The 22281-nt window shown below is 72.1% G+C and carries 25 protein-coding genes; 14 read left to right on the top strand and 11 right to left on the bottom strand.

Annotated features, from left to right (window positions below; genetic code table 11):
- Positions 1 to 130 precede the first annotated feature (130 nt).
- Positions 131 to 1021 carry a maleylpyruvate isomerase family mycothiol-dependent enzyme gene (locus ACWCSU_RS07940; RefSeq protein ID WP_449934354.1) on the bottom strand — a complete coding sequence of 297 codons (891 nt, stop codon included), beginning with the start codon at positions 1019 to 1021 and terminating at the stop codon, positions 131 to 133.
- Positions 1021 to 1578, bottom strand: a complete 558-nt coding sequence (locus ACWCSU_RS07935; protein WP_357698137.1) for a sigma-70 family RNA polymerase sigma factor — start codon at positions 1576 to 1578, stop codon at positions 1021 to 1023. Before ACWCSU_RS07935 ends, ACWCSU_RS07940 begins: the two co-directional genes overlap by 1 nt.
- 151 nt (positions 1579 to 1729) lie before the next feature.
- On the opposite strand from ACWCSU_RS07935, the gene ACWCSU_RS07930 reads away from it, so the two are divergent.
- Both ACWCSU_RS07930 and glgX read left to right on the top strand, forming a co-directional pair.
- Positions 1730 to 2155 carry an OsmC family protein gene (locus ACWCSU_RS07930; RefSeq protein WP_449934351.1) on the top strand — a complete coding sequence of 142 codons (426 nt, stop codon included), beginning with the start codon at positions 1730 to 1732 and terminating at the stop codon, positions 2153 to 2155.
- 33 nt (positions 2156 to 2188) lie between these two features.
- A complete protein-coding gene (gene glgX, locus ACWCSU_RS07925) occupies positions 2189 to 4318 on the top strand; it encodes a glycogen debranching protein GlgX (protein WP_357698133.1) in 2130 nt (709 codons plus the stop codon).
- Between the two features lie 12 nt (positions 4319 to 4330).
- Here glgX and ACWCSU_RS07920 read toward each other — a convergent pair whose 3' ends face one another.
- Positions 4331 to 4732, bottom strand: coding sequence for a hypothetical protein (locus ACWCSU_RS07920; RefSeq protein ID WP_449934349.1), 402 nt, complete (start codon positions 4730 to 4732; stop codon positions 4331 to 4333).
- Positions 4733 to 4862: 130 nt separating this feature from the next.
- Here ACWCSU_RS07920 and ACWCSU_RS07915 point away from each other — a divergent pair, with 130 nt between their 5' ends.
- Genes ACWCSU_RS07915 through ACWCSU_RS07905 form a run of 3 tightly spaced genes read left to right on the top strand, consistent with a single transcriptional unit; the run spans position 4863 to position 7078 of the window.
- Positions 4863 to 5585 (top strand): pyrimidine reductase family protein, encoded by a 723-nt coding sequence (locus tag ACWCSU_RS07915; RefSeq protein WP_449934347.1) that lies wholly within the window; start codon positions 4863 to 4865, stop codon positions 5583 to 5585.
- The gene (locus tag ACWCSU_RS07910; RefSeq protein ID WP_364089947.1) at positions 5582 to 6712 is read left to right on the top strand and encodes an ATP-dependent DNA ligase; all 1131 of its coding nucleotides are present in this window, start codon (positions 5582 to 5584) and stop codon (positions 6710 to 6712) included. The genes ACWCSU_RS07915 and ACWCSU_RS07910 overlap by 4 nt, the downstream gene beginning before the upstream one ends.
- Positions 6713 to 6739: 27 nt before the next feature.
- Positions 6740 to 7078, top strand: a complete 339-nt coding sequence (locus ACWCSU_RS07905; RefSeq protein ID WP_357698125.1) for a hypothetical protein — start codon at positions 6740 to 6742, stop codon at positions 7076 to 7078.
- A gap of 43 nt (positions 7079 to 7121) precedes the next feature.
- On the opposite strand, the gene pgeF is transcribed toward ACWCSU_RS07905, so the two are convergent.
- On the bottom strand, positions 7122 to 7829 hold the full coding sequence (gene pgeF, locus ACWCSU_RS07900; protein ID WP_357698123.1) for a peptidoglycan editing factor PgeF: 708 nt from the start codon (positions 7827 to 7829) through the stop codon (positions 7122 to 7124).
- 72 nt (positions 7830 to 7901) lie between these two features.
- A complete protein-coding gene (locus tag ACWCSU_RS07895; RefSeq protein ID WP_449934344.1) occupies positions 7902 to 8492 on the bottom strand; it encodes an N-acetyltransferase family protein in 591 nt (196 codons plus the stop codon).
- A 57-nt stretch (positions 8493 to 8549) separates the two neighbouring features.
- Between ACWCSU_RS07895 and ACWCSU_RS07890 the strand changes: the two genes are divergently transcribed.
- Positions 8550 to 9995 carry an aldehyde dehydrogenase family protein gene (locus ACWCSU_RS07890; RefSeq protein ID WP_449934342.1) on the top strand — a complete coding sequence of 482 codons (1446 nt, stop codon included), beginning with the start codon at positions 8550 to 8552 and terminating at the stop codon, positions 9993 to 9995.
- A gap of 17 nt (positions 9996 to 10012) precedes the next feature.
- Complete coding sequence (locus ACWCSU_RS07885; RefSeq protein ID WP_357698117.1) at positions 10013 to 10900, top strand: tetratricopeptide repeat protein; 888 nt, start codon at positions 10013 to 10015, stop codon at positions 10898 to 10900.
- 114 nt (positions 10901 to 11014) lie between these two features.
- On the opposite strand, the gene ACWCSU_RS07880 is transcribed toward ACWCSU_RS07885, so the two are convergent.
- Both ACWCSU_RS07880 and ACWCSU_RS07875 read right to left on the bottom strand, forming a co-directional pair.
- On the bottom strand, positions 11015 to 11416 hold the full coding sequence (locus ACWCSU_RS07880) for an RNHCP domain-containing protein (RefSeq protein ID WP_357698109.1): 402 nt from the start codon (positions 11414 to 11416) through the stop codon (positions 11015 to 11017).
- A gap of 1 nt (position 11417) precedes the next feature.
- Positions 11418 to 11786 carry an RNHCP domain-containing protein gene (locus ACWCSU_RS07875; RefSeq protein WP_449934339.1) on the bottom strand — a complete coding sequence of 123 codons (369 nt, stop codon included), beginning with the start codon at positions 11784 to 11786 and terminating at the stop codon, positions 11418 to 11420.
- Positions 11787 to 12106: 320 nt separating this feature from the next.
- On the opposite strand from ACWCSU_RS07875, the gene ACWCSU_RS07870 reads away from it, so the two are divergent.
- A complete protein-coding gene (locus ACWCSU_RS07870; RefSeq protein ID WP_449934337.1) occupies positions 12107 to 14254 on the top strand; it encodes an acyl-CoA dehydrogenase in 2148 nt (715 codons plus the stop codon).
- Here ACWCSU_RS07870 and ACWCSU_RS07865 read toward each other — a convergent pair.
- Complete coding sequence (locus ACWCSU_RS07865) at positions 14214 to 14750, bottom strand: YceI family protein (protein WP_357698103.1); 537 nt, start codon at positions 14748 to 14750, stop codon at positions 14214 to 14216. The genes ACWCSU_RS07870 and ACWCSU_RS07865 overlap by 41 nt on opposite strands.
- A gap of 148 nt (positions 14751 to 14898) precedes the next feature.
- Between ACWCSU_RS07865 and ACWCSU_RS07860 the strand changes: the two genes are divergently transcribed.
- The 4 genes from ACWCSU_RS07860 to ACWCSU_RS07845 all read left to right on the top strand — a co-directional run bounded on the left by ACWCSU_RS07860 (position 14899) and on the right by ACWCSU_RS07845 (position 17799).
- Positions 14899 to 16071: a sensor histidine kinase gene (locus ACWCSU_RS07860; RefSeq protein WP_449934335.1), complete on the top strand. Its 1173-nt coding sequence runs from the start codon at positions 14899 to 14901 to the stop codon at positions 16069 to 16071.
- Positions 16068 to 16715, top strand: a complete 648-nt coding sequence (locus tag ACWCSU_RS07855; protein WP_357698099.1) for a response regulator transcription factor — start codon at positions 16068 to 16070, stop codon at positions 16713 to 16715. The genes ACWCSU_RS07860 and ACWCSU_RS07855 overlap by 4 nt, the downstream gene beginning before the upstream one ends.
- 71 nt (positions 16716 to 16786) lie before the next feature.
- A complete protein-coding gene (locus ACWCSU_RS07850) occupies positions 16787 to 16981 on the top strand; it encodes a hypothetical protein (RefSeq protein ID WP_352325673.1) in 195 nt (64 codons plus the stop codon).
- 5 nt (positions 16982 to 16986) lie between these two features.
- A complete protein-coding gene (locus ACWCSU_RS07845; RefSeq protein WP_449934766.1) occupies positions 16987 to 17799 on the top strand; it encodes an MBL fold metallo-hydrolase in 813 nt (270 codons plus the stop codon).
- A 261-nt stretch (positions 17800 to 18060) separates the two neighbouring features.
- Here the strand turns inward: ACWCSU_RS07845 and ACWCSU_RS07840 are convergent, their stop codons facing one another.
- On the bottom strand, positions 18061 to 18630 hold the full coding sequence (locus ACWCSU_RS07840; protein ID WP_357698097.1) for a hypothetical protein: 570 nt from the start codon (positions 18628 to 18630) through the stop codon (positions 18061 to 18063).
- 298 nt (positions 18631 to 18928) lie between these two features.
- Here ACWCSU_RS07840 and ACWCSU_RS07835 point away from each other — a divergent pair, with 298 nt between their 5' ends.
- Positions 18929 to 19231, top strand: a complete 303-nt coding sequence (locus ACWCSU_RS07835; protein ID WP_357698095.1) for a hypothetical protein — start codon at positions 18929 to 18931, stop codon at positions 19229 to 19231.
- 101 nt (positions 19232 to 19332) lie between these two features.
- Here ACWCSU_RS07835 and ligD read toward each other — a convergent pair whose 3' ends face one another.
- The gene (gene ligD, locus ACWCSU_RS07830; RefSeq protein ID WP_449934332.1) at positions 19333 to 20340 is read right to left on the bottom strand and encodes a non-homologous end-joining DNA ligase; all 1008 of its coding nucleotides are present in this window, start codon (positions 20338 to 20340) and stop codon (positions 19333 to 19335) included.
- Between the two features lie 322 nt (positions 20341 to 20662).
- Between ligD and msrB the strand changes: the two genes are divergently transcribed.
- Entirely contained in the window at positions 20663 to 21064 is a 402-nt protein-coding gene (gene msrB, locus ACWCSU_RS07825; protein WP_364089976.1) for a peptide-methionine (R)-S-oxide reductase MsrB, read from the top strand.
- Between the two features lie 171 nt (positions 21065 to 21235).
- On the opposite strand, the gene ACWCSU_RS07820 is transcribed toward msrB, so the two are convergent.
- Entirely contained in the window at positions 21236 to 22258 is a 1023-nt protein-coding gene (locus ACWCSU_RS07820) for a hypothetical protein (RefSeq protein ID WP_449934329.1), read from the bottom strand.
- Positions 22259 to 22281: the final 23 nt, after the last annotated feature.

The raw sequence follows: 22281 nt of genomic DNA, 5'->3' as shown, positions 1-22281 counted from the left end.
AGCCCAGGCAGAGGCACGCCACGTTTGAACGTGAGATGAAGCCCTCTGCTGGACTTCGGATCAAAGGATTCCCTATGGATCCCGATTTATCACCTTATATTAGGTAACAAATCGATCACAGCCTACCCGCTCACGGCCCCGACAGCGCGGGAGCCGTGGTCAGGACGTCGCGGGCCAGCGCGAGGTCGCCCGTCAGCTCGGCCGGGAACGTGTCCGGCTCTCCCCTGCCGCCCAGCAGGAAGCAGAAGGCGACCACGTCGGCCGTCACGTGGGCGTCCGGCGTGCCCGGCGCGGTGTCGGAGACGCCGAGCGGGATCCGCCACTCGCCGCCGCCGGCGCCGGTCAGCGTGAGCAGGAGGGTGCGGCCGGAGCCGTCCAGGCCGGACAGCAGCATCGTCCAGGGCAGCAGGCGGGCGCACAGGTCGGCCGTCGGGCGGATGTGCTCGGGCACGGGGTCGGGCAGGCGGATCCCGGCCGTCGTGGCGGCGTCGGCGGTGTGCACCCACGTCTCCAGGCTCCTGGCCAGCACGTGGTCACGCACGGCCGCCTCCATGCCGTCCACCGTGGCCGGCCGGGCCGGGTCGAGTCCGTCCAGGTGGCGGCAGAGGGCGTCGGCCTGGGCCCGCCAGTCGCGCCTGGTCTGCTCGGGGCTGCGGGCCCGCTCGTACGCCTGCACGTCGGCCGTGCGGCCGGCCGCGTCGGAGGCGGCCGGCGGAGGGCCGAGCACGGGCGCGCCGACGGAGGCGGCCAGCAGGCCGTCCTTGGCGGCCAGGTGGGCCACGAGCTCCTGCAACGTCCAGCCCTCGACGATGACGCGCGACCAGTCGTCGTCCACGGCCGAGGCCAGCAGCGCGTCCATGGCGGCGACGCGGCCCGCGTACGGCCGCGCCCAGCCGGCGGTCGGCGCCGCGGGACGGCGGCGGGCCCTGGCGCCGGCCAGGAGCTGCGGGCGCAGAGAGCCGACCGGCACCGCCGGGTCCTCCATCAACGCGTCCAGAAAGAGGCGCTCGACAGGATCCATCAGCCTTCTTCCTCCGCCAGCGCGTCCGCCAGGCGCCGCAGCGCCAGCCGGATGCGCGACTTGGCCGTGCCCTCGGGCACGCCCAGCTCCTCACCCACCTGCCGATAGGTACGGCCGCCGTAGTAGGCCAGTTCGACCGGCCGGCGCAGCCCCTCGGGCAACGACGTCACGGCCTGCCGAACGCGCTCGGCCTCCTCGGCCGCCAGCACGGTGTCCTCCGGCCGCACGGGCTCGCGCTCGAACAGCTTCGGCCCGAGGACGGAGACCCGGCGGCGTTCCTCGGCCCGTACGTGGTCGACCCCGCGGCGGTGGGCGATCGTGGCGAGCCAGGCGCGCAGCGTGCCGCGCTCCGGGTCGTAGGCCAGCGGGCGCTCCCAGAACACCAGGAACACCTCCTGCGTGATGTCCTCGGCGATCACACGGTCCCTGGTGACCCGTAAGGAGAGCCCGAAGATCAGCGCGGACAGCCGATCGTAGACCTCCCCGAGCGCCGACTCGTCGCCGCCGACCACCCGCTGGTGCAGCAGGCGGTCGTCGTACGGTGCCTCCACTGGCACCACACTCCCGTGGTCCGGACCAAGACGGCGGGTGCGCCGCGACCCGAGCATGCCATTGTTCGCCGGAAATGTTGAGGCGGACGACCCCCCGCGGCGGCTCCTGAGGCCCACGATAGTGTCGGGAGGACGACGACAGGAGGGATCACCCGCCATGGCCACCACCCGCACCGCCACCGCGCAGTGGAAGGGCGCCCTGCTCGACGGCTCGGGCACCGTCTCGCTCGACTCCTCGGGCGTGGGCACGTTCGACGTCTCCTGGCCCTCCAGGGCCGAGGCTGCGGGCGGCAAGACCTCGCCGGAGGAGCTCATCGCCGCCGCCCACTCCTCCTGCTTCGCCATGGCCCTGTCGCACGGCCTGGCCGGCGCGGGCACGCCGCCGGAGTCGCTGCGCACGAGCGCGGACGTGACATTCCAGCCGGGTGAGGGCATCACGGGCATCGTGCTCACCGTGCAGGGACAGGTTCCGGGCATCACGGCCGAGCAGTTCCAGGAGGCCGCCGCGACCGCCAAGGCGAACTGCCCGGTCAGCAAGGCGTTGGCGGGCACCACGATCACACTGAACGCCGAACTCCTCTAACGGGAGCGCTTTGGCGTGCGACAATCGGGTCACATGCGCGAGGTCTGGCCGGGCGAGCCCTATCCACTCGGCGGCACCTGGGACGGCGTCGGCACCAGCTTTGCCGTGTTCTCCGAGGTCGCCGAGCGGGTCGAGCTGTGCCTTTTTCACGATGACGACAGCGAGGAGCGGGTCCCGCTCCCGGAGGTCGACGGCTTCGTCTGGCACGGCTACCTGCCGGGGATCCAGCCGGGCCAGCGGTACGGTTACCGCGTCCACGGGCCGTACGAGCCGTCGCAGGGGCGTCGTTGCGACCCGTCCAAGCTGCTGCTCGACCCCTACGCCAAGGCCATCGACGGCGACCTGACCTGGAACGAGGCGCTGTTCCCCTACTACTTCACCGATCCGTCGGTGCGCAACAGGGAGGACAGCGCCCCGTACATGCCGAAGAACGTGGTGGTCAACCCGTTCTTCGAGTGGGGAAACGACCGGCCGCCGCGCATCCCGTACCACGAGACGGTGATCTACGAGGCGCACGTGCGGGGGCTGACCATGCGCCACCCGGGCGTGCCGCAGGAGCTGCGCGGCACGTACGCGGGGGTGGGGCATCCGGCGATCATCGAGCACCTGCTGTCCATCGGCGTGACGGCGGTCGAGCTCATGCCGGTGCACCACTACGTGCCCGAGCACTTCCTGGTGGCCCGGGGGCTGACCAACTACTGGGGCTACAACACGATGGCCTACCTGGCGCCCCACGGCCGCTACTCCGGCTCGGGCACGCGGGGCCAGCAGGTGCTGGAGTTCAAGGCCATGGTGCGGGCGCTGCACGAGGCGGGCATCGAGGTCATCCTCGACGTGGTCTACAACCACACGGCCGAGGGCGACCACATGGGCCCCACGCTGGGCTTCCGGGGCATCGACAACGTCAACTACTACCGCCTGCACGACGGCGACCGGCGCTACTACCTCGACTACACCGGCTGCGGCAACTCGCTCAACGTGCGCTCGCCGCACGCGCTGCAGCTCATCATGGACTCGCTGCGCTACTGGGTGCTGGAGATGCACGTCGACGGCTTCCGCTTCGACCTGGCCTCGGCCCTGGCCAGGGAGCTGCACGACGTCGACCGGCTGAGCGCGTTCTTCGACCTCATCCAGCAGGACCCGGTGATCTCGCAGGTGAAGCTGATCGCCGAGCCCTGGGACGTGGGGCCGGGCGGCTACCAGGTCGGCAACTTCCCGCCGCTCTGGACGGAGTGGAACGGCAAATACCGCGACATCGTGCGCGATTTCTGGAGGGGCACGAACTCCGCCCTGCCCGAGTTCGCCTCCCGCCTGACCGGCTCGGCCGACCTCTACGAGTCCTCCGGCCGCCGCCCGGTGGCCTCGATCAACTTCGTCACCTGCCACGACGGCTTCACCCTGGCCGACCTGGTCTCGTACGACCACAAGCACAACGAGGCCAACGCCGAGGAGAACCGCGACGGCACCAACGACAACCGCTCCTGGAACTGCGGCGCCGAGGGGCCGGTGGAGGACCCGGACATCGTCGCGCTGCGCCGCCGCCAGCGCCGCAACTTCCTGACCACGCTGTTCCTGTCGCAGGGCGTGCCCATGCTCTCCCACGGCGACGAGATCGGCCGCACGCAGCGGGGCAACAACAACGCCTACTGCCAGGACAACGAGCTGGCCTGGATCGACTGGTCGATGCTGCACGCCGAGTCCGACCTGCTGGCGTTCGTCCGCACGCTGTCGAAGCTGCGCCGCGAGCACCCGGTCTTCCAGCGCCGCCGCTTCTTCCACGGCCGCCATCCCGACAACGGCAAACGCGACCTGGTCTGGCTGACCCCGGGCGGCAAGGAGATGACGGCCGGCGACTGGCACACCGGCTACGCCAAGTCGCTGATGGTCTACCTCAACGGCGAGGCCATCACCGAGCCGGGCCCCCGTGGCGAGCGGATCGTCGACGACTCCTTCCTCCTGCTCATCAACGCCCACCACGAGAACCTGTCGTTCACGCTGCCGGGGCCGGAGTTCGGGGCCGAGTGGCTGCCGGTGCTCGACACCGGCCACGACGTGGTGGAGGAGGCGTCCGGCGACGAGCGGTGGCGGGCGGGCGACCTGGTGGCGGTCACCGGCCGGTCGTTCCAGGTGTTGCGGCTGCCCAGGGAGCCCCGGACGCCGTAGCCGGCCGGGCCGCTAGAAGAGGCGGGCGATGCCGGCCGTGACGAGGAGCAGGGCGAACGTGGTCACCCCGGCCACGCCGTGCAGGACCACCGCGAGCACCGGGAAGCCGGCGGCCCGGCGCTGGTGACGTCCGCCGCCGAGCCAGCGGGTGAACATCGCGAAGCCGAGCAGCGCCGCCACGGTGAGCCCGCAGAAGGCGATCCAGGCCAGCGGCACGCTGCCGGTCAGCACGTACGCGACCCAGCAGGCCAGCGACGACACCGCGAGCGCCGGATGGGACAGCAGCAGCGTCACGGGGAAGCGGGTGACCTTGGCCTCCTGCCCGCGCAGGCCGCCGGCCGAGAGCCAGCGGTAGAGCAGGTACACCCCGATCAGTGCGGCGATCGCCCATGCGGCGGCGGTGACCAGGCCCACGTTCCCTCCCGGCAAGTCCCTTCCGTCACCGTATGCAGGCAAGGGGCCTTTCGTCCTTCGATTACCCAAAAGTGCTGTCGGCGGCAAACCCCCGGGACGGATTGTCAGTGGGGTGTGCCAAGGTAGAGGAGTGCGGCGCATCTATCCCGACATTCAAGACAACCCGGACATCGAGCAGGCGTACGCCTACCCCGAGGGGCGGCCCTGGCTGCGGCTCAACATGGTGTCCAGCGCCGACGGCGCGGCCTGGCTGAAGGGGCGCTCGGGCGGGCTGTCGAGCAGGGGCGACAAGCGCATCTTCGGCGTCCTGCGCGGGATGTCCGACGTGATCGTCGCGGGGGCGGCGACCGTCCGCACCGAGGGCTACGGCCCGGTCAAGCCGCGCGCCTCCTGGTCGTCGATGCGGGCCGGGCGTCCGGAGGTGCCGCCGATCGCGGTGATCACCCGCAGCCTCGACCTCGACCTCGACGGCGAGCTGTTCACCGACGCGACCAGCCCGACGATCTTGATCACCTGCGAGGCCGCGCCCGCCGAGCGGCGCAAACTGGCCGCCCAGCGGTCCGACCTGATCATCGCCGGCGACGACGGCGTCGACATGCGGCTGGCCGTGCGCGAGCTGCACGAGCGCGGCCTGACCCGCGTCCTGTGCGAGGGCGGCCCGCGCATCAACGCGCAGCTCTCGGCCGACGACCTCATCGACGAGTTGTGCCTGTCGGTGAGTCCCATGCTGGTCGCGGGCGGCGCGGCCCGCATACTGAACGGCGTGGCCGCGCAGGTCCCGCTTGACCTCCGCCAGGTCCTGGAAGAGGAGGGGGTCCTCTTCTGCAGATACACGAGGGAGCAGAGCCCATGACCGAGCAGCCCGTCGAAGAGCCGGTGCCCAACCTGCCGGTCCGGCCGCCCGTGCCGCCGATGCTGGCCAAGCCGGTCAAGGCCATGCCCAAACAGGACGGCACGCTGTTCTACGAGCCCAAGTGGGACGGCTTCCGCTGCATCGTGTTCCGCGACGGCGACGAGGTCTACCTCGGCAGCCGCAACGAGCGCCCGTTCACCCGCTACTTCCCCGAGCTGGTCGAGGCGGTCAAGGCCGAGCTGCCCGACAAGGTGGTCGTCGACGGCGAGATCGTGCTGCCCCGGGGGGCGCAGCTCGACTTCGACGCCCTCCAGCAGCGCATCCATCCGGCCGCCTCGCGGGTGAAGCTGCTCTCGGAGCAGACGCCGGCCCAGTTCGTCGCCTTCGACCTGCTGGCGGTGGGCGACGAGTCGCTGATGGAGGAGCCGTTCTCCGAGCGTCGGCGGCGGCTTGAGGAGCTGTTCCCGCACAAGGGCGGGTCCGTCCGGCTGACGCCGGTCACCACCGCCGACGAGCAGGCGCGCGAATGGTTCGAGACGTTCGAGGGGGCGGGGCTCGACGGCATCATCGTCAAGCCGGGCGACCAGCCCTACGTGCCCGACAAGCGCACGATGTTCAAGGTCAAGCACGAGCGCACGGCCGACGTGGTGATCTGCGGCTACCGCGAGCACAAGAGCGGGCCCATCGTCGGCTCACTCCTGCTCGGCCTCTACGGCGACGACGGCCGGCTCCACCACGTGGGCGTGGCGGCGTCGTTCCCCATGGCGCGCCGGGCCGAGCTGGTGGAGGAGCTCAGGCCGTACCTGGCGGAGCTGAGTGAGCACCCGTGGGGCCACTGGGCCGAGCAGTCCGCCGCCAACGCCGGGCAGCCGGCGGCGGGGCCCGCCACCGGCGGGCAGCGGGTGCCGGGCGCGGTGTCGCGGTGGAACGCCAAAAAGGACCTGTCGTTCATCCCGCTCAGGCCCGAGCTGGTGATCGAGGTGGCCTACGACCAGATGGAGGGCGACCGGTTCCGGCACACGGCGCACTTCCGGCGCTGGCGGCCCGACCGTACCCCGCAGTCGTGCACGTACGAACAGTTGGAACGGCCGGTCAGTTACGATCTCGATGACATCCTCGCCCGTTAGGGGGCAAAGCGGTCTAGTCTCTCCCGTATGACCACCGGTGATGAGCTCAAGGCGGCCGTGTCCGCGCGGCGCGACCTCGGCCCCGACTTCGAGGACGCGCTGGTGGAGTCGTTCCTCGACAAGGTGGGCCAGGAGGTCGATCGGCGCGTCGACCAGCGTCTGGCCGGCGCGGCTCCGCGCGCCAAGGCGCCCGCCAGGGGGTCGGACGGGCAGCGGCTGGCGCTGGCGATCGTCTCGCTCTCCCTGGGCACGCTGTCCACGATCGCGCTCGCGTTCGCGGGGGGCGGGCGGGCGTTGATGATGATCCCGATCTGGGTGGGGATCATCATCGTCAACGTGGTCTTCAACAGCTCCCGCGAGAAGTAGGCCCCCGGCCCGGGCGCCGCCGCCGTCCGGCGAGGCCCCGGGGTCAGGTCAGCCAGATGAGGCCGGCGAATCGGCCGCCGGGCTGTTCGCGGCGGTGGGAGTAGAGCTCGGCGGACTCGATGGTGCAGCGGGCGTCGTGCCGCACGTCGGGCACGCCCGCCGCCCTGAGCTGGGACTCGATCCCGGCCCGCAGGTCGAGCGCCGGGGTCTCCCACGACGTCGTCGACCAGGTCGCCGGCACCTTCGAGGCGACCCGGTCGCGCAGCTCCGCGGGCACCTCGTAGCAGCGGCCGCACGCGCCCGGGCCGATCAGCGCGACCATCCTGCCGGGGCGGGCGCCCTTGGCGGCCATGGCCTCGACGAGGGCGGTGGCCACGCCCGCCTCGGTGCCCGGACGGCCGGAGTGCGCGGCGCCCACCATGCGCGCCTCGGGGTCGGCCACCAGCACGGCGGGGCAGTCGGCGCCCAGTGAGGCCAGCGCCAGGCGCGGCTCGGTGGTGAACACGCCGTCGAGCGGCGGCGGGTCGTCGCCGAAGGGCTCGCTCACGTACGCGACCTCGGCGCCGTGGACCTGGCGCATGTACACGACGGCGCGCACGCCCAGCTCGGCCGCCAGGGTCTCGCGGTTGGCCCGTACGGCCGCCGGGTCGTCGCCGACCATGCCGCCGAGGTTGCGCGAGCCGTACGGCGGGGCGCTGACCCCTCCGTGGCGGTCGGTGACGACGGCGTGCACTCCGGGGGCCAGCAGCATGCCCCCGATCCTAACCGCGACTCCCGGGCGAACAGGAGCCGGACCGCCAGGGACGGGCCAGGGGGTCGTGGATCAGGGGGTTGCGGGGTTGGGGGAGGAGCCGGGGCCGCCCGGGGAGGAGCCGTGGAGGATGACGCCGGACCGGCGGCCGAGTTCCAGATACATGCTCACCTCGTCGAAGCGCCACTCCCCCACCTCGACGACGTTCGGCAGCCGCCCCCACTCACGGAACCCGAGGCTCCCGTACAGGGCGATCGCGCCGTGGTTGTTGCCGCGCACGCGCAGTGTGAGCGTCTCGATGCCGGCGGCGCGGGCGTCGTCCGCGAGGCCGGACACGACCAGCCGGCCAAGACCGAGCCCGCGCGCCTCCGGGTGAGCCATGACCTTGCCGATCTCGCCGGAGTGCCGGAAGACGGCCTCCTGGCCGCGGCGCCAGACCCCCATGGCCTGGACCGTGCCGTCGACCGTGGCGAGGGCGAGGCGGCCCTCGCCGTTCGCCGCCGACGCGAGCGCGGCCCGCACCCAGGGGTCGGTCTCGTCCCGGGTGGGCGGCGCCAGGTAGCCGACGGCGCCACCCAGCTCGACGACGGCGTGCAGCACGCGGTGGACGGCGGCGAGCACGGGTTCGTCGGCGGTTTCCGGCCAGGTCAGCTCAATCTTCACGGAAGACCATTATGCCCCGATCCATCCAGGACTGGCCCATCGCTGTCAAGCAAGCATATGCTTGGGCGCGTGCCTGAGTATCGCAATCTCATCGGCGGCGAGCTGGTCCCCGCGGACCGGACGATGGACACCGTCAACCCCGCCACCGGCGAGGCGTGGGCGAGCATCCCGGCCAGTGGCGCACGGGAGGCCGAGGCCGCCGTGGCGGCGGCGCGGGCGGCCTTCCCCGCCTGGTCGGCCATGCCCGCGCTGGGCCGGGCGCACTTCCTGCGCAAGGTGTCGGAGCTGTTCGGCCGGCACGCCGAGGAACTGGCCCGGCTGGAGACCCGCGACAACGGCCGTATCCTGCGCGACACGCTCAAGAAGGACCTGCCGGGCATGGCGTACCTGTGGCAGCTCGCCGCCGGGCAGTGCCTGGACGCGGTCAAGGGCGACACCGTCCTGCTCGGCCCCGACACGCTGGGGCTGACGCGGCGCGAGCCGTACGGGGTGGCGGTCTGCATCATCCCCTGGAACTCCCCCATTTCCACCTTCTCCGCCAAGGCCGCCTACGCCCTGGCCGCCGGGAACACGGTGATCGTCAAGCCCGCCGAGCAGGCGAGCGCGTCGGTGCTGCGGCTGGGCGAGCTGCTGGCCGAGGTGTTCCCGCCCGGCGTGCTGAACATCGTCAGCGGGCTCGGCGAGGAGGTCGGCGACGCGCTCGTCCGGCATCGGGACGTCGCCAAGGTCAGCCTCACCGGCTCCACGGCCACCGGCCAGGCCATCACCCGGGCCTCGGCGGACGCGCTGAAGCCGCTGACGTTCGAACTGGGCGGCAAGTCGCCCAACATCGTCTTCCCGGACGCCGACCTGGACGCCGCCGCGCAGGGCGTCACGGTGAACTCGATCTACACCGGCAACGCCGGGCAGGTGTGCGTGGCCGGCTCGCGCATCCTCGTCCACCGGTCGGTCTGGGACGACCTGCTCGGGCGGATCAGGCACATCTGCGCCGGGCTGGTCCTGGACGACCCCCTCGACCTGGCCACGTCCATGGGCCCGATCGTGTCGGCCGGGCAGTTCGAGCGGGTGCGGTCGTACCTGGAGACGGCCGAGAAGGAGGGGGCCGAGCTGGTCTTCGGCGGACGGTCGGGGGCCGAGGTGGTGCCCGGCCTGCCGGGCGGCTACTGGGTGGCGCCCACGCTCTACACGACCGAGGACAACGGCCTGCGCATCTGCCAGGAGGAGATCTTCGGGCCGGTGGCGGTGGCCATCCCGTTCGACGGCGACGAGCAGGCGCTGGAGATCGCCAACGACTCGCCGTACGGGCTGGCGGCCGGGGTGTGGACGCGGGACCTCGGGCGGGCGCACCGGTTCGTCCGGGATCTGCAGAGCGGGACCGTGTGGGTGAACACCTACCGCCAGATGCCTCCGGGCCTGCCGTTCGGCGGCGTGAAGGACAGCGGGTACGGCCACGACTCGGTCCTGGAGTACACCCGCGAAAAGGCGGCCATCATCCAGATTTAGTTAGATAGATTCCCTCCATGAGCGAGGGGATCAACGACCAGTCCGAGCTGACCGAGCTGACCGAGGCAGCCGCCCAGTCGCGCGCGTCAGTGTTGCGCAGCCGAGCCGAATCGTACATCGCGCTGTCGCGGCACGAGGCCGCTATCGCCGATCTGACCGAGTCGATAGCGCTGGTCCCGGACAACGCCCGCGCCTGGCGGCTGCGCGGTGAGAGCCATCGGGTCATCGAGCGGTACGAGGCCGCCCTGGCGGACTTCGACGAGTCGTTGAGACTGGAACCCGACAGCGCGTACGCGCTGGGCTCGCGCGGCCAGGCGTACGCGGCGCTCGGCCGGCCGGAGGAGGCGATGGAGGACTTCGACCACGCCCTCACCCTCGCCCCCGAGTCCCTGTGGATCCTGGAGGCCAAGGCCGACGCCCTGGTGGACATGGACCGGCTGGCCGAGGCCCTGGACGAGCACGCCAAGATCATCGCGTTGAACGAGGAGCTGGCGTACTCGTGGGTGGCGCGCGGCGACCTGTACCAGCGCATGCACCTCTACAGCGAGGCCATCGACGACTACACCAGGGCTCTGGCGGCCGACCCCGACCACGTACGGGCGCTCAGCCGGCGCGGCGAGGCGCTGCGCATGATCGACCGGTACCAGGAGGCGCTGGCCGACCTGAACCGCGCGGTCGAGCTGGACCCCGACAACGACCGGGCGTTCGGCAGCCGGGGCGCGGTGCTGAGCGAGATGGGCGACAACGAGGCCGCGCTGCGCGACCTGGACCGGGCCGTCGAGCTGGACCCCGAGTACATCTGGGCCTACCGGGTGCGCGGCGAGATCTTCCAGGAGATGGAACGCCACGAGGAGGCGGTGACCGACTTCACGCTGGCCCTGCGCCTGGAGTTCGGGGACGACTAGGCCGACGCGAGGGGCGGGCCGCCCCGAAGGACGACCCGCCGTCTCACGAACGCGCCTCACAAGGCGCGCCTCACAGAACGCGTCTCAGAGGCGCGTCTCACGCAGAACGCGTCTTCACAGCGCCAGCAGCGCGTTGACCGGCAGGCGGCTGTCGGACAGCGGCCGGACGGCGATGCGCAGCAGGGCCAGCGCGTTGTCGTCGCCGGCGATGCGGTTGGCGCTGAGCCCGCCGCACGCCTGGCAGTGGTGGATGATCAGCCACTCCCCGTCCGGCCTGACGGTGACGCTCAGCGCCGCCATCGGGCCCCGGCAGCCCGCCCGCCGGTCCCCCGGGATCCGGTGGTCGACGTGCAGGCTGGTCAGGCAGTGCGGGCAGTGGTTGCGGTGCGCCGTTCCCGGCGCGTCCATCGGTACGTCCAGCCGGCAGCCGACGCAGCGGAACGCGTCGCCGCGCTCGCCCCGCTGTACGGCCTTGGGCTGTTGCGGCCTGGCCCGGCCAGGGTTCTTCCTGGGCATGTCACAGGTCGCCGAACGCTTCGAGCGGGAACGGCGGCTGTGCGAGCGGGCGTACGGCCATGCGCATGAGGATGAGCTGGTTGTCGTCCCCGCAGATCGGGCTGGACGTCAGCTCGCCGCAGCGCGAGCAGCGATGGATGATCATCCAGTCGCCGGTGCGGAGCACCGCGATGGAGATCGGGTTCATCCGCGACCGGCACTCCGACGGGCCGCCCTCCACCCGGTCGAGCACGTGCAGCGAGTGCAGGCAGCTCGGGCAGTGGTTGCGGCGGGCGCCGTCGGGGCCGTGCGCGGCGACGGTCAGGCCGCAGCGGACGCACGCGAAGGTGTCGGTGCTGATGATGGAACGAGGTTTGCCGTTGGCAGACAACCTGGGTTCTCCTTGCCGGATCTTGGTACGAGAAAAGGCAGCAAGGGAGCGCCGAGCGGGCCTCACAGGCACGCTGGTGCGACAGGTGGTCCGGTCCTTCCGAGGCCTTGACCCTTTCGGAAGCCGGTCCTCCGGCTCTCAGGGAAGGCGGGGCACACCCGTGGCACGGAGAGGCGCGCTGGGCGCCGTGCCGGGCATCAACCCACCTCCAGAAATCGCGCCGAACGGGACAGTTGCGAGGGTAACCATCCCCGCCGGTCGCGCGCCAACGGTTTTCCGGGGCGCTGGAGATCGACCGAATATCGTTCTAGTGTGCGTCCATGGGGATCGGGCTGACCGAGGAACACCGGGCGCTGGCGGCCTCCGTACGGGGGCTGGCGGGGCGTACCGTCGAGCACCGGGCGCTGGCCGGGCAGGGGCTGCTGGGGCTGCACCTGCCGGAGGAGCACGGCGGGCAGGGGTACGGGCTGGTGGAGCTGTGCGTGGCCGTGGAGGTGCTGGGCGAGTTGCGGGTGGCGGGGCCGTACCTGCCGGTCGTGCTGGCCTCGGCGGCGCTCGCCCGGTCCCGGGCCCCCGCGCCCGGCCTGCTGCGCGGGCTGGCCGACGGGTCGCTGACGGCGGCCGTCGTCCTCGGGCCGGTCGCCCTCGGGGCGGCCGGGGCCGACCTGTTCCTCGTGCCGCACGGCGACGGGTGGGCGCTGCTGGACCGTGCGGACGTGACCGCCGAACCCGCCGAGGGCGTCGATCTGGACCGGGACCTCTGCACGGTCACGGCCCGCGGGGTGCCGCCGGACCGCCTGGTCCGCGCCATCCCGCCGGAGCGGGTGCTCGGCCCGGTGCCGGTGCGGGAGCTGGCCGCGGTGCTGCTCGGCGCCGACGCGTGCGGCACCGCCGCCTGGGCGGTCGGCACGGCCGCCGCCCACGCCAAGGTACGCGAGCAGTTCGGCCGCCCGATCGGCCAGTTCCAGGGCGTCAAGCACCGGGTGGCCGCCGCCCTGGTGGCCCTTGAGCAGGCCCGCGCCGCCGTCTGGGACGCCGCCCGCGCCCTCGACCACCCCCGTTCGGACAGCCCCCACCCGGACGCCCCGCCCTCGGACGGCCCCCGCCCATACGCCTCCCACCCGGACGGCCCGCACGAGGCCGAACCGCGCGAGGACGGAACGCGTGTGCTCGGCGGCGAGGCGAGGCTGGCCGTCGGGGTGGCGGCCGTGCTGGGGCCCGACGCGGCGGTGCGCTGCGCGGCCGACGCCATCCAGGTGCTCGGCGGCATCGGCTACACCTTCGAGCACGACGCCCACCGCCACTATCGCCGCGCCCTGTCCGGCCGCATGCTCGCCGGGGACCCGGGACCGTGGGCCGAGCAGGTCGCCGAGCTGGCCCTCGCGGGCGTCCGCCGGGCGATGGAGCCCGACCTGCCCGAGGAGTCCGTCCCCCTCAGGGAGACGATCAGGGCGGAGGCCGGGTCGCTGCGGCGCGAGGAGCCGCTCGCCCGGCTGGGACGGTTCGCCCGCGAGGGCTGGATCATGCCGTATCTGCCCAGGCCGTGGGGGCGCGCGGCCACGCCGCTGGAACAGGTGATCATCCACCAGGAGTTCCGCGACCTCAAACGCCCCAACCTGGGGATCGCCGCCTGGGCGGTCCCGTCCATCGTCACGTACGGCACCCGCGAGCAGCAGGAACGTTTCCTGCCGAGGACGTTCACCGGCGAGCTCGTGTGGTGCCAGCTGTTCAGCGAGCCGGGCGCCGGGTCCGACCTGGCCGGCCTGTCGACCAGGGCCACCCGCGTGGAGGGCGGCTGGTCGCTGAACGGCCGGAAGATCTGGACGTCCCTCGCCCAGTACGCCCACTGGGGCATCTGCCTGGCCCGCACCTCACCCGACAGGCCCAAGCACGAGGGGATCACGTACTTCCTGGTGGACATGTCCGCCCCCGGCGTCACCGTCAGGCCGCTCAAGGAGATCAACGGGGACGAGATCTTCAACGAGGTCTTCCTCGACGACGTCTTCGTCCCGGACGACCTGGTGGTCGGCGAGGTGGACGGCGGCTGGCGGGTGGCCCGCGACACGCTCTCGTACGAACGGGTCGCGCTCGGCGACTCCTGGGGACCCGGCTCTCAGCACACCGACATGATCCGGCTGATCGGCGGCCTGCCGCCGCTGCGGCAGTCGCGCCGCGAGCAGGCGGGGGGCCTGTGGGCCGAGGGGCAGGCGATCTCGGCGCTCGGGCTGCGCGTGACGCTGTCCAGGCTGGCCGGCGCCGACCCCGGGCCCGCCTCCAGCGTGCGCAAGCTGCTCGGTATGCGGCACGCGCAGGCGATCTCGGAGTTCTGCTGGTCGCTGGTTCCGTCCGACCGTCACTGGAACCGCATGATCCTGGCCACCCGGGCCTTCACCATCGGCGGCGGCACCACCGAGGTGCAGCTCAACATCATCGCCGAGCGCGCGCTCGGTCTTCCCCGCGATCCTTGACGCCCGCCCGCACGCATCTGACCTCGGCCGACATCGTCAGGTGACGCGCGGCGAGCCCGGGCATGGCGGTCACCCCGAAGGCGGTGCGGTCCACGCGGGCGGCGACGACGACGGTGAAGCCGTTCGGGGTCACGTCGCAGCGTTCGACGGTGAGGGTGAGCGGCTGTTCGACGCCGGCGACGGTGAGCGTGCCGGTCAGCGTCTCGCCGTCGGTGTGGCCGCCGGTGAAGGTGATGACCGGGTTGCGGGCGACGTCGAGGAAGCGGGCCGAGCGGACGGTCTCGTCGCGCCGGTGGTTGCCGGTGTGGAAGCCGGCGGCGTCGATCTCCACGCGCACGCGGGAATCGGCGAGCGGCTCGGCCACGTCCACGGTGCCGCCCTTGACGTCGAACGTGCCGCGGGCGCGGCCGAGGCCGTACAGGTGCCTGGTGGTGAAGCGGATCGCGGAGTTCTCGACGTCGATCTCGTAGCGGCCCAGCGGGGGAAGGTTCGTCATGGGTCCATTGCACGGCGGCGGGACGGCCGTCCGGCAGGGCGGGCCGTCGGTCGTGGGGGCGACGTTCGGAGGGAGCGCGTGCGACTTTCGTATGGATTCCAACTTGCCCGATATCTACGGCATACAGGGATGTCATAGCGTTTGCGGCATGAGTGCAGGGGCGTGTCGCCGTTCCCTCGTGCTGGACGTGGTCATCGCGGTCGGCTTCGCGCTGCTCGACACCGGCTCGACGCTGCTCGGCCTCACGTGGTGGCCCGAGCGTCCGGGCCCGCTCGCCTGGGGGCTGCTGGCGGTCCAGGCGGCCGTCTGCCTGTCGCTGGTGGCCCGCCGCCGGGCGCCGCTCACGGTCCTGGCCGTCCTGGGGACGTTCACGCTGGTGCTGACGTTGCTGATCTCGCCGGGCGGGGCCCTGGTCCCGGCCGGACCGGGGAACGTGTGGGCGCCGTTCGCGACCATCGCGGCGGCGTACGGGCCGGTCTACCGCCGGGACCGGCGGGTCGCCCTCGCCGCGCTGGCCGTGTACACACTGGTGATCGCGCGGGTGTGGGAGCCGTCGGTGGGCGTCCTCGTCAACGGGGTGCTGCGCACGGCCGTCGGGCCGCTGCTCGCGCTCTACCTCGACGGACGGCGGCGGGTGATCAGGATGCTGACCGAGCGCGCCGAACGGGCCGAACGCGAGCGGCACCTGCTGGCCGAGCAGGCCCGCGCCGAGGAGCGCGCCCGGCTGGCCGCCGAGATGCACGACGTCGTCACCCACCGAGTGAGCCTCATGGTGTTGCAGGCCGGCGCGCTGCGGGTGACCGCGGGCGACGAGCAGACCCGGCAGGCCGCCGAGGAGCTGCGGGCCGCGGGCTGCCAGGCGCTCGACGAGCTGCGGGACGTGATCGGCCTCCTGCGCACCGCGCCGGAGCCGGACGCGCCGCCGTCGGCGGCCGACTTCGCCGCGCTGGTCGCCGAGTCCGCCTCCGTGGGCACCCCGGCCGAGCTGGTCGAGGAGGGCGACCGGGCGCTGGCCTCGCCGGTGGTGGGGCGCACGGCGTACCGGATCGTGCGCGAGGCACTGACGAACGTGCGCAAGCACGCGCCGGGCGCGCGGGTGGAGGTGCGCATCGAGTACGGCCAGGCCCAGGTGCGGCTCACCGTGCGCAACACCCCGCCGACCGGCCTGCCCGGCGGCCCGCTGGCCGGGACCGGCTCCGGCCTCGGCATCGCCAACCTGCGGCGGCGGGTCGAGGTCGTGCACGGCACACTGCGCGCCGGGCCCGCCGACGACGGCGGGTTCAGCGTCGAGGCCGTCCTCCCCGCGTACGTGGCCACATGATCAGGGTCGTGGTCGTGGACGACGAGCCGATGGTCTGCCGCTTCCTGCGCACCATCCTCGGCTCGGCGCCCGACATCGAGGTCGTGGACGAGGCCCACGACGGCGCCGCCGGCATCGAGGCGGTCGTGCGCAGCCGTCCGGACGTCGTGCTCATGGACCTGCGCATGCCCGGCCTGGACGGGCTCACCGCCATCGAACGCCTGGGCGAGCTGCCCCGTCCGCCGGTCGTCGTGGTGCTGACGACGTTCGACGCCGACGAGTACGTGCTGCGCGCCCTGCGCGCGGGCGCCTGCGGCTTCCTGGTCAAGTCGACGCCGCCGGAGGACCTGATCGGGCTCGTCCGGGTGGCCGCCGAGGGGCACACCGTGCTGTCACCGGTCGCCGCCCGGAGGCTGGTGGCGGCCTCGACGGCGGCGGACCCGGCGCGCGCCCGCGCCCGCGAGCTGGTGGAGTCGCTGACCGGACGCGAGCGCGAGGTGCTGGCGTGCCTCGGCGAAGGGCTGTCGAACGCGCAGATCGGCGCCCGGCTGCACCTGGCCGAACCCACCGTCAAGGGCTACGTGTCCCGCCTGCTGGACAAGCTGGGCTGCCTCAACCGCACCCAGGCGGGCCTGATCGCCCACGACGCGGGCCTGACCCGGTAGCCGTCGGCGGGCGGAGGGTTTGGCGGCGGAGGTGCGAGGTAGGTGATAAGCCGCAAAGGGGGACAAAAGCCATGAGTAATCCGCAACAGCCCGAACTTCGCCGGTCGGGTAAGTCCGGCGCGAACTCCAAATCCACCGACGCCGTGCCGGAGTCCAAGAGCGGCGGCAAGCGGGCCGGGCGGCCGCACGGCAGCGACAAGGGACACAAGGGCGGCGGCAAGGGCGGCGGCGTGCCCCCGGGCCAGCACCCGCCGTATCCGGGGTGAGCACGATGAAGGGCAGCCTGCAGTTCATCGGCAACGCGACCACGCTGATCCGCTACAACGGCTTCACGATGCTGACGGATCCCAACTTCCTGCACCGCGGCCAGCGGGCCTACCTGGGCTACGGCCTGAGCTCGCGGCGGCTGAAGGACCCGGCCATCGACGTGTCGGACCTGCCGCCCGTCGACGCGGTGGTGCTGTCGCACCTGCACGGGGACCACTGGGACCGGGTGACCGAGAAGGGGCTGGACAAGGACACCCAGATCATCACCACCCGGCAGGCGGCGCGCACGTTGCGCCGCCGCGGCTTCGGCCGCAGCACGGGCCTGGAGGTGTGGGAGCAGCACGAGCTGAACGGCCCGCAGGGCAGCGTGACCGTCACCGCCCTGCCCGCCAGGCACGCGCCCGGCCCGGCGGAGGCGCTGCTGCCGCCGGTGATCGGGACGATGCTGGAGTTCCGTGGCCCCGAGGGCCTGGTGGAGCTGCGCCTGCACATCAGCGGCGACACGCTGCTCGACCGCCGCCTGGAGGCGATCCCGCGCCGCTTCCCCGACGTCGACCTGGCCCTCGTGCACCTGGGCGGCACCCGCCTGCTCGGCACGCTGCTCGTCACCATGGACGGCGAGCAGGGCGCGACCTGGGTCGACCTGATCAACCCGCACACGGTGGTGCCGGTGCACTTCGACGACTACGGCGTCTTCAGCTCGCCGCTGGACGACTTTCGGCACCACATCGAGCAGGTGGGCCTGGCCGACCGCGTGGTCTACCTGGAACGCGGCGAGACCCGCGAGCTGGCGCCACATCATCTCGTGCGCCGCTGAACCAGCGTTCCGCACCCGTCCCGGCTCGTCCTGGACGGGTGCTTCGGCGATTCCACCCAGGATGAGATTTCTTCTACCTGAGGGGAGAATCCTCTACCGCGAGCGGAAATCAGATATCCGATTCCTCCCTCAGCGGGAGATGTGCGCGTTACCTTCGTTTCTCGGCCGCACCTCTTGTGCCGCCGCACGGCCGGGCCGTCGGGTCCCGTCCCAGGCGCCGGGTCCGGCCGTGCGGCTCTCACGCCCGGCGCGGGCCGCACGTCAGGAGATGCGGGTCAGCTTCTCGGACGTCCGCTGGAACGCCTTGCCGGTCCACTTGTAGGTCTGGCGGACGAGCAGGTCGGGGCAGCATCGGGGAGCCCGGTCGCTGAGCACCTTGCCGCTCAGGCGCACCTGGCCCTGCTGGATGGTGACGCTCTGGGTCTTGAAGTAGCGGTTCTTGCCCAGCTCGCCGATCAGCCGCGGGGCCGAGCGCTTGGAGGCGCCGTCGTAGACGAAGGCGATCATCGGGTTGCCCGCCGTGGGGCTCGGGCAGGACGAGACCACGACGGCCTCGGGCCGTCCGTCACGCGTGAGGTCGCCGACGGCGGCGACGCGGGCGCGGACGACGTACCACTTGTCCTTCGGCCCCGGCTTGGGGCAGTGGAGGGCCCGCTCCACGACGGGCGCCCAGTCGACGCCCCGGAAGGGGTCCGTCGCCCGGCCGGTCGCGGCGGAGGCGGCGCCCGTGGCGAGGATCGGCGCCAGTGAGGCCGACAGGGCGACGGTCGACGCCCAGACGAGGAGCCGGCGGGCCGTCGGGCTGTTCTTGTGCGTGGCGCTTGAGTTCATGACCGTTTCGATGCGGGAAACGCCTGACAAGTTCGGCCGGAGGCGCATGACATCTGCCGTCATGCCGTTCGCGGCGTTTCGTCAGGCGGAAGGCGCGCAGGTCTTTGTGGGGACTCGACCATATTTTCGGGAACGCCGTCGCGGCGTTACACGCGACACGCCCAGACCTGCGGCTCTCATCCTGTGCCCTGACACGATCGCCACCACCGTTACCAGTCTGAGATGTTCGCTTATGTCTCCACCTCGCCCCCTGCCCAGGCAGCCGCCTGGCCGAGGCTGGAACGGAAGGACATCGCATATGCGCCCAGCCACCCGAGCAGCCCTCACCACCCTCGCCGTCGCGTGCTGCACCTTCAGCACGTTGCCGGCCTGGGCCGCCGCGCCGGCCGGTAACGCGCCGTCGTGCGTGACCGTCTGGCAGAGCACCGGCACCATCACCAAGACCGGCTACGCCCGCAACGACTGCGAGGGCCGGCTCAGGCTGAAGATCATCTGGGCGCACGGGACCGACGGCGCGTGCCAGACCGTCGACCCCGGCGAGACCATCTACTCGCGCGTGCCGCGCGGCGTGCGTACCTTCGACGGAGCCGACACCTGCTGACCGGCTCCCGCGAAAAGGCCGGCCTCCGCGACGGGGCTGGCTTTTCGCCGTCACCCCCTTGGCGACAGGACCCTGCCTCGGCGACAGGGGCCGGCCGCGGGTCACTCCCCGGTGTCGGGTCTGGCCTTGCTGGGCTGGACGCGCTTGGGCTCGCCCGGCATCTTCGGGTAGTTGGGCGGGTAGGGCAGGTCGCCGCGATCGTCGGCGGCGTACATCTCCAGCAGGGGCTCGATCGAGTACGCCTGGTCGTCGATGGCCGCGTGCACGTCGCCCAGCTTGGCGAAGCGGGCCGGGACGGTGCGGATGTCGAAGTCGCGCGGATCGGCGTCGGCCAGCTCGTCCCAGGTCAGCGGGGTCGAGACGGGGGCGTGCGGGCGGGCCCGGACGGAGTAGGCGCTGGCGACCGTGCGATCTCTGGCGTTCTGGTTGAAGTCGACGAACACGCGGTCGCCGCGCTCCTCCTTCCACCAGGCGGTGGTCACCAGGCTCGGGTCGCGCGCCTCGACCGCCCTGGCCAGGGCGATGCCGGCATGCCGCACCTGGACGAAGTCCCAGCGGGGCTCGATGCGCACCGCGATGTGCACGCCGCGGTTGCCCGAGGTCTTGACGAAGCCCGTCATGCCCAGCTCGTCGAGCACCTCGCGGGTGCACTCGGCGGCCCGGCGCGCCGCGTCGAACTCCAGGCCAGGCTGCGGGTCGAGGTCGATGCGCAGCTCGTCGGGGTGCTCGACGTCGGCGGCCCGCACCTGCCAGGGGTGGAAGTCGATCGTGCCCAGATTGGCGCAGTAGGCGATCGCGGCGATCTCGGTCACCCGGAGCGAGTCGGCGGTGCGGCCGCTGGGGAAGGTGACCGTGACCGACTGCAGCCACTCGGGGTGCCTGGGCGGCATGCGCTTCTGGTAGATGGCCTCGGTCTGGACGCCGTCGGGATGGCGCTTGATGTTGGTCGGCCGGTCTCGGAGCGCGCGCAGGGCACCCTCGCCGACGCTTACGTAATATTCGACCAGCTCCCGCTTTGTCGCCCCGATCTCCGGGAAGTAGACCTTGTCGGGATTGGTGACCTTGACGGTCCGCTCCCCCACCTCGAGCTCTATGAACGGCGATGCCATGCCACCGAACCTACTCCCCCGCCCCGACAAAAGAGGTGGGCCCGTCCCGGAGCCGCGTCGGTGGCGGGACCGGGGCTCGACGGGACGGACCTAAGATCATCCTTCGCCGTTCCGGGCGCTGGCGCGCCACCCGGCCGGCCATCTCCGGTCGCCGGCGGCGCCAGCACGGGCGTGGGCTGTGCCGCTACGGCGAGCCGCGGACGATCTCACCCCTTGGCAGGAGGCGATGACACCCCCTTACCGACAAAGACGCGAATTCGGCCGAGAAAGGATGCTTCACCCTGCGGAGATCTCTTTTTGCCGGATCTCGTAGTCTGGACACATGGACAAGGTGGTCAAGAGCGAGGCCGAATGGCGGGCCAGGCTTTCTCCTGAGGAGTTCCACGTGCTCAGGGAGGCCGGGACCGAGCGCCCGTTCACGGGGGAGTACGTCGACACCAAGACCGAGGGCGTGTACTCGTGCCGCGCCTGCGGCGCGGAGCTGTTCCGGTCCGACACGAAGTTCGAGTCGCACTGCGGCTGGCCGAGCTTCTTCGAGCCGTCGGAGTCGGAGGCGGTGAGGCTGATCGAGGACCGCAGTCACGGCATGACGCGCACGGAGGTGCGCTGCGCGAGCTGCGACTCCCACCTCGGTCACGTCTTCCACGGCGAGGGCTACGCGACGCCGACCGACGATCGTTACTGCATCAACTCGCTCTCATTGCGGCTCGAACCCAAGGGGTGATCGATCACCGACAGAGCGTACCGATCGCCCACGGAGGGTAGGGGCCTCTTCGTGGGCCGGGTCCATCTTCGCCACCGCTGGATGACGATTGAGACGATCGGACGTGTCATGACCCAGCGGTGTGAAGTGTGCGCGAAGACGCGGGTCCGGGTGCGCTAGTCCGGCCACGGGTCAGTTCGGCCGGGGGTAGGTGACACGGCAGCTGCGGTCGGACGGGCCCAGGATGTTGGCGAGGACGGGGTTCCCGTTCTCGCCGAACTCCGCCTGCACGAAGACGATCGGACGCTTCACGCCGTTCGCCCGCAGGAATTCCAGGCCGCGTTTGCACAGCGTGATGGCCGTGCGCGAGTTGTCGGCTGAGTCCGGCAGGTTCGTGTAGATGCGTAGATATCCGCCTATGGTGCGGATGTCCTTGAGGTGTTTCATCGCCTTGTCGCCGGGGCCCCAACGGGCGCGGAAGTACTCGACGGCCTCCCGGTCGGTGTGCCGCGACGGCCCGTCCGCCTTGAAGCCGGCCGAGTCGCCGCGCTTGCGGCCGGCGGAGTCGTCCTTGCGACCGGCCGGGTCGTCGGCTTCGGGGACGCTCACCTCGGCGTCGCCGGTGTCGGTCGTCCCCTGGACGGTGTCGGCCTTTCCCGGGACGGCGTCCGGCTTCGCGGCGGACTCCGTGCCGGGCTTCCCGGCGGGATCGGCCGTGCCGGTCTGGGCGGGGGCGCCGGAGCCTCCGGAGTCCGTGGGCGATGTGCTCGGCCGGGCCTCGCCCTTCTGCTGCTCGCGGGCGTCCGCGGCGCCCTTGCCGTTCGCCGGCGCCCGGCCCGCGTTCGCCGGGACACGGCTGTCGGCCGCCGGGTCCTGCCGGGCCGTGTCGCCTTCCGCGCCGGCCTGGACTCCCAGGGCGGTCACCGTACCGCCGAGCGCGCCGTTCAGGCCGAGGAGCAGCGCGACCCCGCCGGCCAGCGCGATCGCGCCCGCCGTCAGGCCGCGTTTCCTCGTACGCCCGCGCCGCCGCCGTCCATGCCGCCCACGCCCCGCCTGCACCTCCACCCGCTCGCTGGTCGCCCGCTCGCGGGTCGGTCGAGGGTCAGTCGGTTGTTCGCCGGTCAGGCTGTCGGCGCGTCCCGATTCCCGTAACGCCGCATGGCGGCCCGTCGCGCGGCGCCGTCCGGGGCGCGGCCCTTCCGCGGACTGCTCCACCCCGCCCTCCTCGCCCCCTCGTG

It is taken from the genome of Nonomuraea sp. NPDC001699 (genome assembly GCF_053596455.1).
Note: the sequence above shows the minus strand (reverse complement) of the source record. Positions and strands in the feature narration are given on the sequence as shown.

Excerpts from the sequence above, each read along its gene's own strand:
- ligD (WP_449934332.1), bottom strand. The coding sequence starts at position 20,340 with ATGGCATCGCCGTTCATAGAGCTCGAGGTGGGGGAGCGGACCGTCAAG.
- ACWCSU_RS07870 (WP_449934337.1), top strand. The coding sequence starts at position 12,107 with ATGGGGATCGGGCTGACCGAGGAACACCGGGCGCTGGCGGCCTCCGTA.
- ACWCSU_RS07860 (WP_449934335.1), top strand. The coding sequence starts at position 14,899 with ATGAGTGCAGGGGCGTGTCGCCGTTCCCTCGTGCTGGACGTGGTCATC.
- ACWCSU_RS07835 (WP_357698095.1), top strand. The coding sequence starts at position 18,929 with ATGCGCCCAGCCACCCGAGCAGCCCTCACCACCCTCGCCGTCGCGTGC.
- ACWCSU_RS07905 (WP_357698125.1), top strand. The coding sequence starts at position 6,740 with ATGACCACCGGTGATGAGCTCAAGGCGGCCGTGTCCGCGCGGCGCGAC.
- pgeF (WP_357698123.1), bottom strand. The coding sequence starts at position 7,829 with ATGCTGCTGGCCCCCGGAGTGCACGCCGTCGTCACCGACCGCCACGGA.
- ACWCSU_RS07885 (WP_357698117.1), top strand. The coding sequence starts at position 10,013 with ATGAGCGAGGGGATCAACGACCAGTCCGAGCTGACCGAGCTGACCGAG.
- ACWCSU_RS07855 (WP_357698099.1), top strand. The coding sequence starts at position 16,068 with ATGATCAGGGTCGTGGTCGTGGACGACGAGCCGATGGTCTGCCGCTTC.
- msrB (WP_364089976.1), top strand. The coding sequence starts at position 20,663 with ATGGACAAGGTGGTCAAGAGCGAGGCCGAATGGCGGGCCAGGCTTTCT.
- ACWCSU_RS07880 (WP_357698109.1), bottom strand. The coding sequence starts at position 11,416 with ATGCCCAGGAAGAACCCTGGCCGGGCCAGGCCGCAACAGCCCAAGGCC.
- ACWCSU_RS07930 (WP_449934351.1), top strand. The coding sequence starts at position 1,730 with ATGGCCACCACCCGCACCGCCACCGCGCAGTGGAAGGGCGCCCTGCTC.
- ACWCSU_RS07940 (WP_449934354.1), bottom strand. The coding sequence starts at position 1,021 with ATGGATCCTGTCGAGCGCCTCTTTCTGGACGCGTTGATGGAGGACCCG.
- ACWCSU_RS07865 (WP_357698103.1), bottom strand. The coding sequence starts at position 14,750 with ATGACGAACCTTCCCCCGCTGGGCCGCTACGAGATCGACGTCGAGAAC.
- ACWCSU_RS07840 (WP_357698097.1), bottom strand. The coding sequence starts at position 18,630 with ATGAACTCAAGCGCCACGCACAAGAACAGCCCGACGGCCCGCCGGCTC.
- ACWCSU_RS07910 (WP_364089947.1), top strand. The coding sequence starts at position 5,582 with ATGACCGAGCAGCCCGTCGAAGAGCCGGTGCCCAACCTGCCGGTCCGG.
- ACWCSU_RS07890 (WP_449934342.1), top strand. The coding sequence starts at position 8,550 with ATGCTTGGGCGCGTGCCTGAGTATCGCAATCTCATCGGCGGCGAGCTG.
- ACWCSU_RS07850 (WP_352325673.1), top strand. The coding sequence starts at position 16,787 with ATGAGTAATCCGCAACAGCCCGAACTTCGCCGGTCGGGTAAGTCCGGC.
- ACWCSU_RS07845 (WP_449934766.1), top strand. The coding sequence starts at position 16,987 with ATGAAGGGCAGCCTGCAGTTCATCGGCAACGCGACCACGCTGATCCGC.
- glgX (WP_357698133.1), top strand. The coding sequence starts at position 2,189 with ATGCGCGAGGTCTGGCCGGGCGAGCCCTATCCACTCGGCGGCACCTGG.